This window comes from Gordonia sp. NPDC003585 (genome assembly GCF_040610755.1).
In the GTDB taxonomy this organism is placed as follows: Bacteria; Actinomycetota; Actinomycetes; order Mycobacteriales; family Mycobacteriaceae; genus Gordonia.
In genome coordinates, this window is sequence record NZ_JBEXMX010000013.1 from 66,038 (window position 1) to 77,234 (window position 11,197).

14 protein-coding genes are annotated in these 11,197 nt (G+C 66.8%); 11 read left to right on the plus strand and 3 right to left on the minus strand.

Annotated features, from left to right (window positions below; all coding sequences use genetic code 11):
- The first annotated feature begins 4 nt into the window (after positions 1 to 4).
- From ABZW74_RS05410 to ABZW74_RS05420, 3 genes are all read left to right on the plus strand, one after another.
- Positions 5 to 643 (plus strand): TetR/AcrR family transcriptional regulator, encoded by a 639-nt coding sequence (locus ABZW74_RS05410; protein WP_240855096.1) that lies wholly within the window; start codon positions 5 to 7, stop codon positions 641 to 643.
- A 45-nt stretch (positions 644 to 688) separates the two neighbouring features.
- A complete protein-coding gene (locus tag ABZW74_RS05415) occupies positions 689 to 1,345 on the plus strand; it encodes a class I SAM-dependent methyltransferase (RefSeq protein WP_240855095.1) in 657 nt (218 codons plus the stop codon).
- A gap of 169 nt (positions 1,346 to 1,514) precedes the next feature.
- On the plus strand, positions 1,515 to 2,597 hold the full coding sequence (locus tag ABZW74_RS05420) for an alpha/beta hydrolase (RefSeq protein ID WP_355274682.1): 1,083 nt from the start codon (positions 1,515 to 1,517) through the stop codon (positions 2,595 to 2,597).
- A 139-nt stretch (positions 2,598 to 2,736) separates the two neighbouring features.
- On the opposite strand, the gene ABZW74_RS05425 is transcribed toward ABZW74_RS05420, so the two are convergent.
- Positions 2,737 to 4,368, minus strand: coding sequence for an FAD-dependent oxidoreductase (locus tag ABZW74_RS05425; RefSeq protein WP_355274698.1), 1,632 nt, complete (start codon positions 4,366 to 4,368; stop codon positions 2,737 to 2,739).
- A gap of 146 nt (positions 4,369 to 4,514) precedes the next feature.
- Between ABZW74_RS05425 and ABZW74_RS05430 the strand changes: the two genes are divergently transcribed.
- The 5 genes from ABZW74_RS05430 to ABZW74_RS05450 are packed head-to-tail and all read left to right on the plus strand — an operon-like array spanning position 4,515 to position 7,526.
- The gene (locus tag ABZW74_RS05430; RefSeq protein ID WP_279101584.1) at positions 4,515 to 4,877 is read left to right on the plus strand and encodes a metalloregulator ArsR/SmtB family transcription factor; all 363 of its coding nucleotides are present in this window, start codon (positions 4,515 to 4,517) and stop codon (positions 4,875 to 4,877) included.
- Complete coding sequence (arsB, locus tag ABZW74_RS05435) at positions 4,874 to 5,977, plus strand: ACR3 family arsenite efflux transporter (RefSeq protein WP_279101586.1); 1,104 nt, start codon at positions 4,874 to 4,876, stop codon at positions 5,975 to 5,977. Before ABZW74_RS05430 ends, arsB begins: the two co-directional genes overlap by 4 nt.
- Positions 5,970 to 6,653, plus strand: a complete 684-nt coding sequence (locus tag ABZW74_RS05440) for an arsenate reductase ArsC (protein WP_012832690.1) — start codon at positions 5,970 to 5,972, stop codon at positions 6,651 to 6,653. Before arsB ends, ABZW74_RS05440 begins: the two co-directional genes overlap by 8 nt.
- Before the next feature lie 40 nt (positions 6,654 to 6,693).
- Entirely contained in the window at positions 6,694 to 7,119 is a 426-nt protein-coding gene (locus ABZW74_RS05445; protein ID WP_012832689.1) for an arsenate reductase ArsC, read from the plus strand.
- Positions 7,116 to 7,526, plus strand: coding sequence for a low molecular weight phosphatase family protein (locus tag ABZW74_RS05450; protein ID WP_012832688.1), 411 nt, complete (start codon positions 7,116 to 7,118; stop codon positions 7,524 to 7,526). Before ABZW74_RS05445 ends, ABZW74_RS05450 begins: the two co-directional genes overlap by 4 nt.
- A 22-nt stretch (positions 7,527 to 7,548) precedes the next feature.
- Here ABZW74_RS05450 and ABZW74_RS05455 read toward each other — a convergent pair whose 3' ends face one another.
- The gene (locus ABZW74_RS05455; protein WP_223373311.1) at positions 7,549 to 8,034 is read right to left on the minus strand and encodes an ArsI/CadI family heavy metal resistance metalloenzyme; all 486 of its coding nucleotides are present in this window, start codon (positions 8,032 to 8,034) and stop codon (positions 7,549 to 7,551) included.
- A gap of 99 nt (positions 8,035 to 8,133) precedes the next feature.
- On the opposite strand from ABZW74_RS05455, the gene ABZW74_RS05460 reads away from it, so the two are divergent.
- Positions 8,134 to 8,496, plus strand: a complete 363-nt coding sequence (locus ABZW74_RS05460; RefSeq protein ID WP_005193682.1) for an Rv2640c family ArsR-like transcriptional regulator — start codon at positions 8,134 to 8,136, stop codon at positions 8,494 to 8,496.
- A 569-nt stretch (positions 8,497 to 9,065) separates the two neighbouring features.
- Here ABZW74_RS05460 and ABZW74_RS05465 read toward each other — a convergent pair.
- Positions 9,066 to 9,662, minus strand: a complete 597-nt coding sequence (locus ABZW74_RS05465; protein ID WP_328715114.1) for a class I SAM-dependent methyltransferase — start codon at positions 9,660 to 9,662, stop codon at positions 9,066 to 9,068.
- A 92-nt stretch (positions 9,663 to 9,754) separates the two neighbouring features.
- Here ABZW74_RS05465 and ABZW74_RS05470 point away from each other — a divergent pair, with 92 nt between their 5' ends.
- The gene (locus ABZW74_RS05470) at positions 9,755 to 10,156 is read left to right on the plus strand and encodes a metalloregulator ArsR/SmtB family transcription factor (protein ID WP_328715112.1); all 402 of its coding nucleotides are present in this window, start codon (positions 9,755 to 9,757) and stop codon (positions 10,154 to 10,156) included.
- Positions 10,153 to 11,197: HAD-IC family P-type ATPase (locus ABZW74_RS05475; protein WP_355274687.1), on the plus strand; the 1,045-nt coding region annotated here is incomplete at its 3' end. The genes ABZW74_RS05470 and ABZW74_RS05475, both read left to right, overlap by 4 nt.

Consider the following 11,197-nt stretch of genomic DNA (forward strand, 5'->3'; position numbering starts at 1 on the left):
GGCCATGGGATCGGTGACCAGGCCCGCGTCGAATGCGAGTCAACGTCGCGGCGAGGTCACCGAACGGGTGCTCACCGCGGTAGAACAACTGCTGGCCGACGGCGAACGATTCACCGAGATCCCGGTGCAACGGATCGCGGAGAGTTCGGGAATGTCGCGTCCGGCGTTTTACCAGTACTTTCCGAACAAGAGTGAGGTCCTCATCCAGGTGGCCGACGTGGCCTCCCAGGAGTTCTTCGCCGGACCCGCACGCTGGTTTGCCGACGACGGCTCCCTGGGCCGCGGGGTCGACGGCGTCGCGGCGGCAATCCGAATGATGGTGTCGGAGTTCCGGAAACACTGGTCGCTCATGCGCGCGCTGAGCGAGGTCGCTGCCTACGACGCCCGGGTCGCGGACTTCTGGTTCGGTCGCATCGAGTCGTTCATTGCCGCCGCGTCGGGACAGGTCGACCGCTGGCGTGCCGACGGCCGGGTGGACGCAAGCGTGACCAGGGAGTCGGTGGCGGCGGTGACCTGGATGGTCGAACGGTCGGTGACCCAGCACGTCCTGCATCCCGACGACGACACGCCGGATGCGGACGAACGGTTGGTTGCGGCACTGTCGCGCACGATCTGGCTCACCATCACCGGCGGTCCCCGCTGATCCGACTCACAGCCGACGTCCAGCATCGATGGATACGTTGGGCCCATGACCTCCACACTGCACACCGACCCCGTCGCGTCGACCATCGCCGCGATGTACGACGACGCCCGAGCGCAATTCGACCGGGCGGCAGGCGGCGGACGTCCGCGATTGTCCGACGACGCAACCGCGCAGGAACGGGCCGACGCGGCGAGCGACGCGTACATGCCGGTGAGTCCGATGGCCGGACAGCTGATGTACTCGCTGGTCCGGGCCACTCGGCCGGACGTCGTCGTCGAATTCGGGATGTCGTACGGAATCTCGACGCTGCATCTGGCCGCCGCGGTCCGCGACAACGGCCACGGCCAGGTCCACACAACCGAGATGAGCGCCAAGAAACTCGCTGCCGCGGCCGACACGTTTTCTCGAGTGGGCTTGGACGATGTGATCACCATCCACGCCGGCGACGCGCTCACCACCCTCGCCGACCTCGACGGACCGGTGGGCTTCCTCTTTCTCGACGGCTGGAAGGACATGTATCTTCCGGTGCTCGAGCTGCTCGAGGACCGGCTGCCGTCAGGGACGCTCATTCTCGCCGACAACACCGAACGCGAGGGGGTCGCGCCGTACCTGGCGCGGGTTCGGGACCCGGAGGCCGGCTATGCCGGCGTCAACTTCCCTGGCAAGGGCGCCGACACGATGGAGTTGAGCGTTCGGCTCTGAGGCGAAGGGCGGCCCAGGGAGGTGTTACCGACACTCTGTGTCCTGTCGGAGAGTCTGTGTGCTGCAGCACCCAGTTGACCCGATTCGACACAGGGTGTGGCCAGGAATCGAGTTGGGTTGGAGACCGTGTTGAATGTCGGGGACGGTCGACGAGGAGGGATGGGCGCGGATGGGCAGGTTTGACGGGGTTGGGACGCTGTATCGCGTGTTTCGGGGTGAACAGGTCGGCGAACCATTCGCGACGCCGCACGTGGTGGTCGCCGACGGTCGTCACCGGCTGCTCAAGCGCTACGACCCGACGGGCACGCGGATCGATGCTCCGCCGGTGCTCCTGATCCCGCCGCTCGCGGTGTCGTCGAGTTGCTACGACCTCGCCCCCGGCCTCTCGTTCATCGAGTTCCTGACTTCGACCGGGCGGACCGTCTACCTCGTCGACTTCGGGGACATGGATCGCACGGACCGCGATCTCGGGTTCGCCGGTTTCTTCGCCGACATCGTTCCGGAAGCGATTCGACGAGTGATCGGCGACAGCGGTGCCGAGATGGTCGACCTGGTGGCGTGGAGCATCGGCGGCACCCTGGGGTTCCTCACCCTGGCCGCAGACCCGGGGCTCCCGGTGAGGTCGATGACGGCCGTCGGCACGCCGCTCGACTACGCGCCGGTTGCCATGTACCGGCTGGGCAGAGCACTCACGCGGCCGACGAATGGCAAGGCGATCACGGTGGTCTTGCGCGCGCTCGGTGGTATCCCGGCGCCAGTGGTGCGCACGGTGTATCGCGCAACCGCATGGCAGCGCGAACTGAAGAAGCCGGGCTACATCATGAGCAACGCCGACAATCCCGACGCGCTCGCGAGAATGCAGGCCATCGATCGGTTTCAGGCCACGATGCCCGGATATCCGGGCAAGGTGTCCGAGGAGATGTGGGAGAACTTCGTCTATCGTGCCGAACTTGCCGGCGGTACATTGCATTTCGGCGACCGGGTGCTGGAACTCTCGTCGATCACCCAGCCCATCGCCCTCTTCGGCAGTCACCGCGACGCGATCGTCAGTTGGGAGGCCGCGCATCACGGCGTCGAGCTGTTCGACGGTGCGCAGCACGTCGAGTTCACGACGGTCGAGTCGAGTCACCTCGGCTTGATCGCCGGGTCCGACGCTGTCGCACACACCTGGCCGCGGATCGACGAGTTCCTGCGGGAACTCGATTCGCGGCCAGGTGGCGACGGTCACCAGGCCTTCGAGGCTCCTCGCTAGCGCTTGTCGCACCTCAGGCAGCGGTAGGCGGCTGTGCGCTTGTCGCACCTCAGGCAGCGGTAGGCGGCTGTGCGCTTGTCGCACCTCACGCAGCGGTTGGCGGCTGTGCGCTCGTCGCACCTCAGGCAGCGGGCTGATCCTAGAGTTGTTGTCGGCGTAGGTGATCGAGCCAGGCATGCACGAGCGGCACCACGCTGGCGCCTTCGCCGCTGGCGGCCGCGACCCGTTTCATGGAGCCGGACCGAATGTCGCCGGCCGCGAACACGCCGGGGGTGCTGGTGGCGAGGTTCGGCGGCGGCAGACCGTCGGCCCAGCGCTCGCGCGGTACGTCCCGTCCGGTGAGGACGAAGCCGTCGTCGTCGCGGTCGACCTCCGGTGGCAGCCAGTCGCAGGTGGGTTCGGCGCCGATCAGCACGAAAAGTCCACCGGCGGTGACCTGTTCGGTGTTTCCGGTGGGTCGGTCGCAGAGCTGCAACCACTCGAGTCGTCCGTCGCCGCCACCGTCGATGACGTCGCAATTGCCGCGCACCGATATCCGGGGGTTGAACGTGATCTCGCCGATGAGGTACTGGGACATGGTGGCGCGGAGATCTTCTCGACGGATCACGATGGTCACCGACCGCGCGTGCCGCGCCAGATGGATCGCCGCCTGTCCGGCGGAATTGCCGCCCCCGATCACGAACACGTCACGACCGTCCATCTCGCGGGCCGCCGACATCGCTGCCCCGTAGTGCACACCGCGCCCGACAAGGTGCTCGAGTGGATCGATACCCAGACGGCGATAGGTGACGCCCGTGCTGATCAACACGGCTCGCGCGACGACGTCGCCGCCCTCGGTGCACACGCGATGCGGTGTGCCGTCGGTTCCGGGCAGGATCGACTGCACGTCCCATCCCGTATAGAACTGGGCCCCGAACCGCACGGCCTGCGTCCGGGCCCGCTGCGCGAGTCGCATGCCGGAGATTCCGCGCGGGAAGCCGAGGTAGTTCCGGATCATCGAACTCGTCCCGGCCTGCCCCCCGATGGCCTCGGATTCGATGACGACCGTCGAAAGTCCTTCCGAGGCAGCGTAAACCGCTGCTGCGAGTCCGGCGGGTCCGGAACCGACGACGGCGAGGTCGACCACGGTGCCCACGTCGACATCTGACGGCCGTCCGTAGATGAGCACGGCCACGTCGCGCACCGTCTCGGCCGCGATGACCGATCGCCCGTCGTCGGCGCGCAGGGAATGCACCAGCGGGTAGACGCCGACGCTGGACGCGAGTTCCTCGGCCTGTCGGCCCTCTGGACTGTCCGGCGGGTAGGTGCGGTTGGGCATGCCCATGCGATCGAGGAAGTCGCGGATCGCCAGCGACAGCAGCGTCGTCGTGGGCGTGATGATGCGGATCGCGTCGACTTCGGGTGCCGCCACCGTTGCGCCCCAGTCGGAGAGCATTTCGGTTATGGCGTAATGGAATTCCTCATCCCGGGCGCCACGGGGCAGTAGCAGGAACGTGTCGAACTTGCCCTTCTGCAGCGCCGGCCGCAACGTGGTGGTGTGCTCGGCGAAGTTCTGCCACGCGATCACGACCACCCGCCGCGCCGTCGGCACGATGCTCCGGAACGCCGACAGCGCCTCCAGGAGGTTCATGTCGGGCAGTTCGGACGACACCACGATCAGCGCCACCGGATGTCCCTCGCTCGCGAGTCGGCCGAGCAGCGCTATCGCCTCGATTGCACTGCGCGTGCAGGTGACATGGTAATCCCTGGCGTACCTGCTGAATTCGAGCATGAGCGCATCGCCGTGATCGGCCGACACGAGGACAATCGACGGTGTCCGCGGGTCGTCGGCAGCGGATCTCAATGCGGGAACGCAAGTGCGCTCCCGGGTATCGGAGGGCCTTGTCCCGTTGAATCGATGTATGTCAATATTGACGGGTGTCGAATAAGAACTTGCTTCTCTTGCCAGGCCGCGGCCTGAGTGGTGACGAGACCGGAGCGGTTACCCCGCTGCTGAAGGCGCTCGCGGATCCGGTTCGGCTGCGGTTGCTGTCGGAGGTCGCCGCGCATCCGGGAGGTGAGGCGTGCGTGTGCGACATCTCCGGGCCGTTCGAGCTGTCGCAGCCGACGATCTCGCATCATCTCAAGGTGCTGCGTCAGGCGGGTCTGGTGACGAGCGAACGCCGCGCGACGTGGGTGTACTACCGGGTGAACGCTGAAGCGCTGCAGCAACTGTCGGACCTGCTGGACGATCTCGCCACGGTCGTGGGGGAAACACGCTCGTGTGAGGTGGACCAGTGACCGCCTCCGACACCGCGGTCGCGGGCAAGCTGTCGACGCTGGACCGATTCCTGCCGGTGTGGATCGGCGCAGCGATGGTCGCGGGCCTGCTGCTGGGCCGCACCGTTCCCGGCCTGGGTGACGCCCTGGCGGCCGTGGAGATCGACGGCATCTCGCTGCCGATCGCTCTCGGACTGCTGATCATGATGTATCCGGTGCTGGCCAAGGTGCGCTACGACCGACTCGACTCGGTCACCGGCGACCGTCGCCTGCTGCTCGGGTCGCTGGCGTTGAACTGGATCCTCGGACCCGCGTTGATGTTCGCGCTGGCCTGGCTCCTGCTCCCCGACCTACCGGAGTACCGGACCGGACTGATCATCGTCGGTCTGGCGCGCTGTATCGCGATGGTCATCATCTGGAACGACCTGGCGTGCGGCGACCGCGAGGCGGCTGCCGTCCTCGTCGCACTGAACTCGGTGTTCCAGGTGATCATGTTCGCCGTGCTGGGCTGGTTCTACCTCTCGGTGCTACCCGGATGGCTCGGCCTGGAACAGACGACCATCGACACCTCGCCGTGGCAGATCGCGAAGTCGGTGCTGATCTTCCTCGGAATCCCGTTGGTCGCCGGCTATCTCACCCGCCGCATCGGCGAACGGGCCAGAGGCCGCGAATGGTACGAATCCTCGTTCCTCCCCCGATTGGGGCCGTGGGCCCTCTACGGCCTGCTGTTCACCATCGTCATCCTGTTCGCCCTGCAGGGGGAGCAGATCACCTCTCACCCGTGGGACGTCGTGCGGATCGCGCTGCCGCTGCTGATCTACTTCGCGGTGATGTGGGGTGGCGGATTCGTCCTCGGCGCCGCGATGGGGCTGGGTTACGCACGGACCACCACGCTGGCGTTCACCGCCGCCGGCAACAACTTCGAACTCGCCATCGCCGTTGCGATCGCGACCTATGGTGCGACCTCCGGTCAGGCTCTCGCCGGAGTCATCGGCCCACTCATCGAGGTGCCCGTCCTCGTCGCGCTGGTCTATGTGTCCCTGGCACTGCGGAAACGCTTCACCAGTCCGACGACCGCCTCCAGCCCAGATGTATCGAAGGAGCCTGTTCGCGATGTCTGAGAATGTGTTGGACGAACAGCTAAGTCGCGGCGAACACCGCGCCCAACCCGAACTGTTGATGCCGCATACCGTGCTCGCCCGTACCGCAGCTGACTTGGCCGCCAAGTACGAGGGGGTGGTGTCTCGGCAGACGGTGGAACGCTGTGTTTTCGAGTCCTACACCGCGTTACGGCGCACCTCCCGGGTGCATGCGCATCTGACGACCTTGGCGGGCCGGTTCGCTGCCGATCGATTACGCGCCCTGGCCCAGGCCGATGGATCGGCGCCCAAGGATGTGCCCGAAGTCCTGTTCATCTGCGTGCAGAACGCCGGCCGCTCGCAGATGGCCGCCGGATTGATGACCCACCACGCCACAGGTCGGGTACACGTGCGCTCCGCCGGGTCAGCCCCCGCGCACTCGATCAACCCGACCGTCGTCGAAGCAATGACCGAGATCGGCGTCGACTTGGGCACGCAGTACCCCAAACCACTCACCGACGATGTAGTCGCCGCCGCCGACGTGGTCGTAGCCATGGGCTGCGGCGACGCGTGCCCGATCTATCCCGGCAAGCGGTATCTCGATTGGACGGTCTCCGATCCCGAAGGCCGTCCACTTAGCGAGGTTCGCGCGATCCGCGATGACCTTGACGCCCGGGTTCGTGAGCTCCTTGCCGAACTCACGGCCAACCATGTGTGACTTTCCGAGCATTCTCCACAGCTGAAAGGGACTGTTTCTCATGCCTTCCTCTCGACCTAGCGTGCTGTTCGTGTGCGTCCACAATGCCGGCCGCTCACAGATGGCCGCGGGGTTCCTCACCGCTCTGAGCCAGGGCAGTGTCGAGGTCCGCTCCGCCGGATCTGCGCCCGCCGACTCAATCAATCCCGCCGCGGTCGAGGCGATGGCCGAAGTCGGTATCGACATCTCGGCACAGTCACCCAAGGTCCTCACCCCCGACACCGTCGAATCCTCCGATGTGGTGATCACCATGGGCTGTGGCGATACATGCCCAGTATTCCCCGGCGTCAGCTACCGCGACTGGGCCCTCGACGACCCCGCCGGCCAAGGCATCGACGCGGTCCGCCCGATCCGCGATCAGATCCGCGCACTGGTCGCGGACCTCCTCGACGAACTGCTCCCCGCTAACCAGCAGGTCGGCCAGTGAGCACACCACCGAAGGTGTTGTTCGTGTGCGTGTCCAACCGCGGCAAATCCGTGATGGCCGAACACCTCACACCCACGGTCACCGACCGGATCACCCCATCCTCGGCCGGAACGAGTGCGAAGATCGGCGGACAGGTCAACGACCTGTCCGCCCAGGCGCTCGCCGAAGTCGGCGCCGACGTCGCCGGACACCAGCCGCGGCAACTCACCGACGAACTGATGCAAACTGCAGATCTCGTCGTGGTGGTCGGCACCGCCGAGGTCACCCCACCCGACGGCGTCGCCCTCGAAGTGTGGAACACCGACGAACCCTCCGAACGGGGCATCGACGGCATCGAACGGATGCGGTTGATCCGCGACGACATCACCGCCCGGATTCGCGTTCTCGCCGACCGCATCGCGCGGTAGGCGAGAACGCGAACCGAGGCTGTCAGCAGCAGGCTGTGCGCGCCTCGGCCTGGTCTGCGGCGCTGCCGCCGCAGCACACCGAGCCCTGCTCGGCGTCCTCGGTGGCGTTCTGTTCCAGCAGTTTCGGGCTGGTCCCGAACGTCTCGGAGTCAGCGAGCACGGTGTAGACCTCCCACTTCTCCTTCGCCGGTCCGGTCACCCACACCTTGTCCTGCGTCGCGAAACAGCAGGTGGAGTTGATCTCCTCCTGGGTGAACAGGCCCTCCCCGGACAACCGGGCGATCTCGGCGTGCACCTTCTCGCTCGACTCGACCTCGACGCCGAGATGGTTGATCGTGCCGCCCTGGCCGGGATTCTCCAGCAGCACCAGCTTCAGCGGCGGCTCGACCACCGCGAAGTTGGCGTATCCCGGCTTGCGTTTGGCCGGGCTGGTGTTGAACAGCTTGGAGTAGAACTCGATTGCGGTATCGAGATCATCGACATTGAGCGCCAGCTGCATACGGGACATGACCATCACCTTCACCTGTGAGACATATATCGAACTGCGGTCACTCTGCAGCGTGCCCACCTTTTCGACATATGTCAAGTAGGGGCGTACGATCTGGTCATGCCGAAGCCCTTGCCGATGGTCGACATCAGCGCCCCGATCTGCTGCGCACCGGTATCGGCGGCACCGCTCGATGACGACACCGCGCTGCAGATCGCGTTGCGGCTCAAGGCGCTTGCCGATCCCGTTCGGATCAAGCTCGTCTCAATCCTGCTTACCGACACCGGTGACGGGACCTGCACCTGCGACCTCGCGACCGCGGTCGGCCTCACCGAAGCCACCACCAGTCACCACCTGGGGCAGCTCCGCAAAGCCGGCATGGTCACCCCCGAGCGCCGCGGCATGAACGTCTACTACCGAGCGCAACCGGACTCGTTGGAAGCACTACGCAACGTTCTCAGCGCTACGACGGGTTGCTGTTGAACGGCGACGGCACGAACTGAGCGAGCCTTATCCGGGTGTCCTTTTGGCAGGCCAACTCCGGTGTCTTTCAGCAGGTCAGCGAGCATGGCGAGCAATCCAGCTCGGCTGGTGGCGGGCAGATCGGATCGGTGATCACGGCGTGGCCGGCGCCGGCGAGGGCGGTGATGCGGGCGGCGACGTTCACCGCGTGCCCGAACAGGTCTCCGTCGCGGACGACTGCGCTGCCGTAGTGGATCGATCCCGGCGCGTAGGGCGATGAATCCGTCTTGACCGGCGGCCGCGGCCGCGGGGGCGGTGATCGTGGCGAGGATCACTTGGGGGGCGTCGGCGGTGAGCATCACCGCATCGCCGATGGCCTTGACCAGCCGCGTGCCCGGTCGTAGAGCCTGCCTGCCAGGTCTGAGAGGCCAACCGTATGGCCAGTTCTGCGGCTTCCTGGTCGCCGCAGAACTCGGTGAACACGCTGTATCCGGCGAGGTCGACGAACGCCACCGCGACGTCACGCTGCTCGAGCTCGGCGAGCTCGTCCGAGGGAGGGCCATGGTGATGCCCGTGCAGTGGTGGCGTGGTCATCGGTCACCGGCGCGGCGGGCACGGAACCGGGCGAGCGCAGGGTTCTCGCGGACCGTGATGTCGGTCAGAGGCAGGGACGTCAGGTGCAGGCGGAGTTCGCCGCGGGGGATGAACCGGTGCGGTGCCCCTTCGAGGTTGTGCAGCAGCCGCGCCGGTGCGCTGCCGAGCAGGTCGTAGCCGACCAGCATTCCGCCGGGCGCGAGCACTCGGGCGGCCTCGGCGAGTGCGCGTTCCCAGTCGATGACGTGGTGCAACATGATGAACGAGACGACGGTGTCGAAGCTTCCGTCCTCGAACGGCAGGGCTGTGGCGTCGGCGACCTGGGCGTGGGCGCGGGCCCCGAAACCCTGCAGCCGATCGCTGGCGGCGGCGACCATGACCGGGTCGAAGTCGGTGACGGTCACATCGACGAGTTCGTCGGGGTTGGTGGTGAGGATCTGTTCGGTCATCGCGCCGGCGCCGCCACCGATTTCAAGGACCCGGCCTCGGGGATGGATGCCTTGCAGCGCCCACGGGAGTACCCACCTGCCGGTGGCCGCCTGCCACGGTGCGCTGCGGCAGAACAGAGACTCGATCGTCGACATCGACGGCATACCAACAGCTCCCACCATCTCGCCCGGCCGCGCCTGCTGCCACTTCTTCGTGATGATTCGATTACAGCACACAATGCCGCTATCATCGTCATATGACGATGAATGAGTGTTTGGTGGCGACTGGGGCGGACCTCGATCCCGCGGTGGCGTTGTTCCACAGCCTCTCCGATGGGACCCGTCTGGCGATCGCAACCCGCCTCGCGCACGGTGGCGAGGCCCGGGTGGCGGATCTGATGGCGGAGCTGGGGTTGGCGCAGTCGACGGTGTCGGCGCACGTGGCGTGCTTACGGGACTGTGGGCTCGTCGAAGGCCGCCCGCAGGGGCGGCAGGTGTTCTACAGCCTGGCCCGTCCGGAGTTGATGGACGTGCTCGCCGCCGCCGAAACCCTCCTGGCAGCGACCGGAAACGCGGTTGTGTTGTGCCCGAACTACGGCACCGACGCCACCACCTCCTGCTGCACAACGGGCGACACGAAGGCGGGGGTGCGGCGATGAGCGACGCATGCGGATGCGGGCACGACGAACCGGCCAGTGAGGACGAGCAGGCCCCGGAGCACTGGTGGCAGGTGCGGGAGCTGCAGGCTGCCGCCGCGGCCGCGGTGTTCCTGCTCGCCGCGTACATCGTCAGCTGGTCCGGCGGCTCCGAACCGGTCGCGCTCGCCCTGGAGTGGGTGGCGCTGCTGATCGGGGCGTGGACATTCGTCCCCTCGACCCTGCGTCGGTTGGCGAAGGGCAAAATTGGCGTCGGCACCCTGATGACGATTGCTGCGGTCGGCGCGGTGATCCTCGGCGAGGTCGGTGAAGCCGCGATGCTCGCTGTGCTGTTCTCCATCAGCGAAGGCCTTGAGGAGTACGCGGTCTCGCGCACCCGCCGCGGGCTGCGGGCGCTGCTGAATCTGGTCCCGGACTCCGCGACCGTGCTCCGCGACGGCACCCCGGTCACCGTCTCCCCGTCGGAATTGGCTGTCGGGGACCTGATGTTGGTCAAACCCGGCGAGCGGATCGCCACCGACGGCACCATTACCGAAGGCCGCACCGCACTGGATGTTTCGGCGATCACCGGTGAATCCGTGCCTGTCGAAGCCGGACCCGGCACGCAGGTCTACGCCGGGTCGATCAACGGCACCGGCGCCCTGAGCGTGCAGGTCACCAGCACGGCGGAGAACAATTCGCTGGCCAAGATCGTGCAGATCGTCGAGGCCGAACAGTCCCGCAAGGGCGACGCGCAGCGCCTCGCCGACCGGATCGCCAAGCCCCTGGTACCGGCGATCATGATCTTCGCTGCCGCCATTGCGATCCTCGGCGCCCTGCTCGGTGACCCGGCCACGTGGATCGAACGGGCCCTGGTCGTGCTCGTCGCCGCGTCGCCGTGTGCGCTGGCGATCTCTGTGCCGGTGACCGTGGTCGCGGCGATCGGCGCCGCCAGCAAGATCGGCGTCCTGGTCAAAGGAGGTGCCGCCCTCGAAGCCCTCGGCCGGGTCCGCACCGTCGCCCTCGACAAGACCGGCACTCTGACCGCGAACCGGCCCACCGTCG

Excerpts from the sequence above, each read along its gene's own strand:
- ABZW74_RS05410 (WP_240855096.1), top strand. The coding sequence starts at position 5 with ATGGGATCGGTGACCAGGCCCGCGTCGAATGCGAGTCAACGTCGCGGC.
- ABZW74_RS05415 (WP_240855095.1), top strand. The coding sequence starts at position 689 with ATGACCTCCACACTGCACACCGACCCCGTCGCGTCGACCATCGCCGCG.
- ABZW74_RS05420 (WP_355274682.1), top strand. The coding sequence starts at position 1,515 with ATGGGCAGGTTTGACGGGGTTGGGACGCTGTATCGCGTGTTTCGGGGT.
- ABZW74_RS05425 (WP_355274698.1), bottom strand. The coding sequence starts at position 4,368 with ATGCTCGAATTCAGCAGGTACGCCAGGGATTACCATGTCACCTGCACG.
- ABZW74_RS05440 (WP_012832690.1), top strand. The coding sequence starts at position 5,970 with ATGTCTGAGAATGTGTTGGACGAACAGCTAAGTCGCGGCGAACACCGC.
- ABZW74_RS05445 (WP_012832689.1), top strand. The coding sequence starts at position 6,694 with ATGCCTTCCTCTCGACCTAGCGTGCTGTTCGTGTGCGTCCACAATGCC.
- ABZW74_RS05455 (WP_223373311.1), bottom strand. The coding sequence starts at position 8,034 with ATGTCCCGTATGCAGCTGGCGCTCAATGTCGATGATCTCGATACCGCA.
- ABZW74_RS05460 (WP_005193682.1), top strand. The coding sequence starts at position 8,134 with ATGCCGAAGCCCTTGCCGATGGTCGACATCAGCGCCCCGATCTGCTGC.
- ABZW74_RS05465 (WP_328715114.1), bottom strand. The coding sequence starts at position 9,662 with ATGCCGTCGATGTCGACGATCGAGTCTCTGTTCTGCCGCAGCGCACCG.
- ABZW74_RS05470 (WP_328715112.1), top strand. The coding sequence starts at position 9,755 with ATGACGATGAATGAGTGTTTGGTGGCGACTGGGGCGGACCTCGATCCC.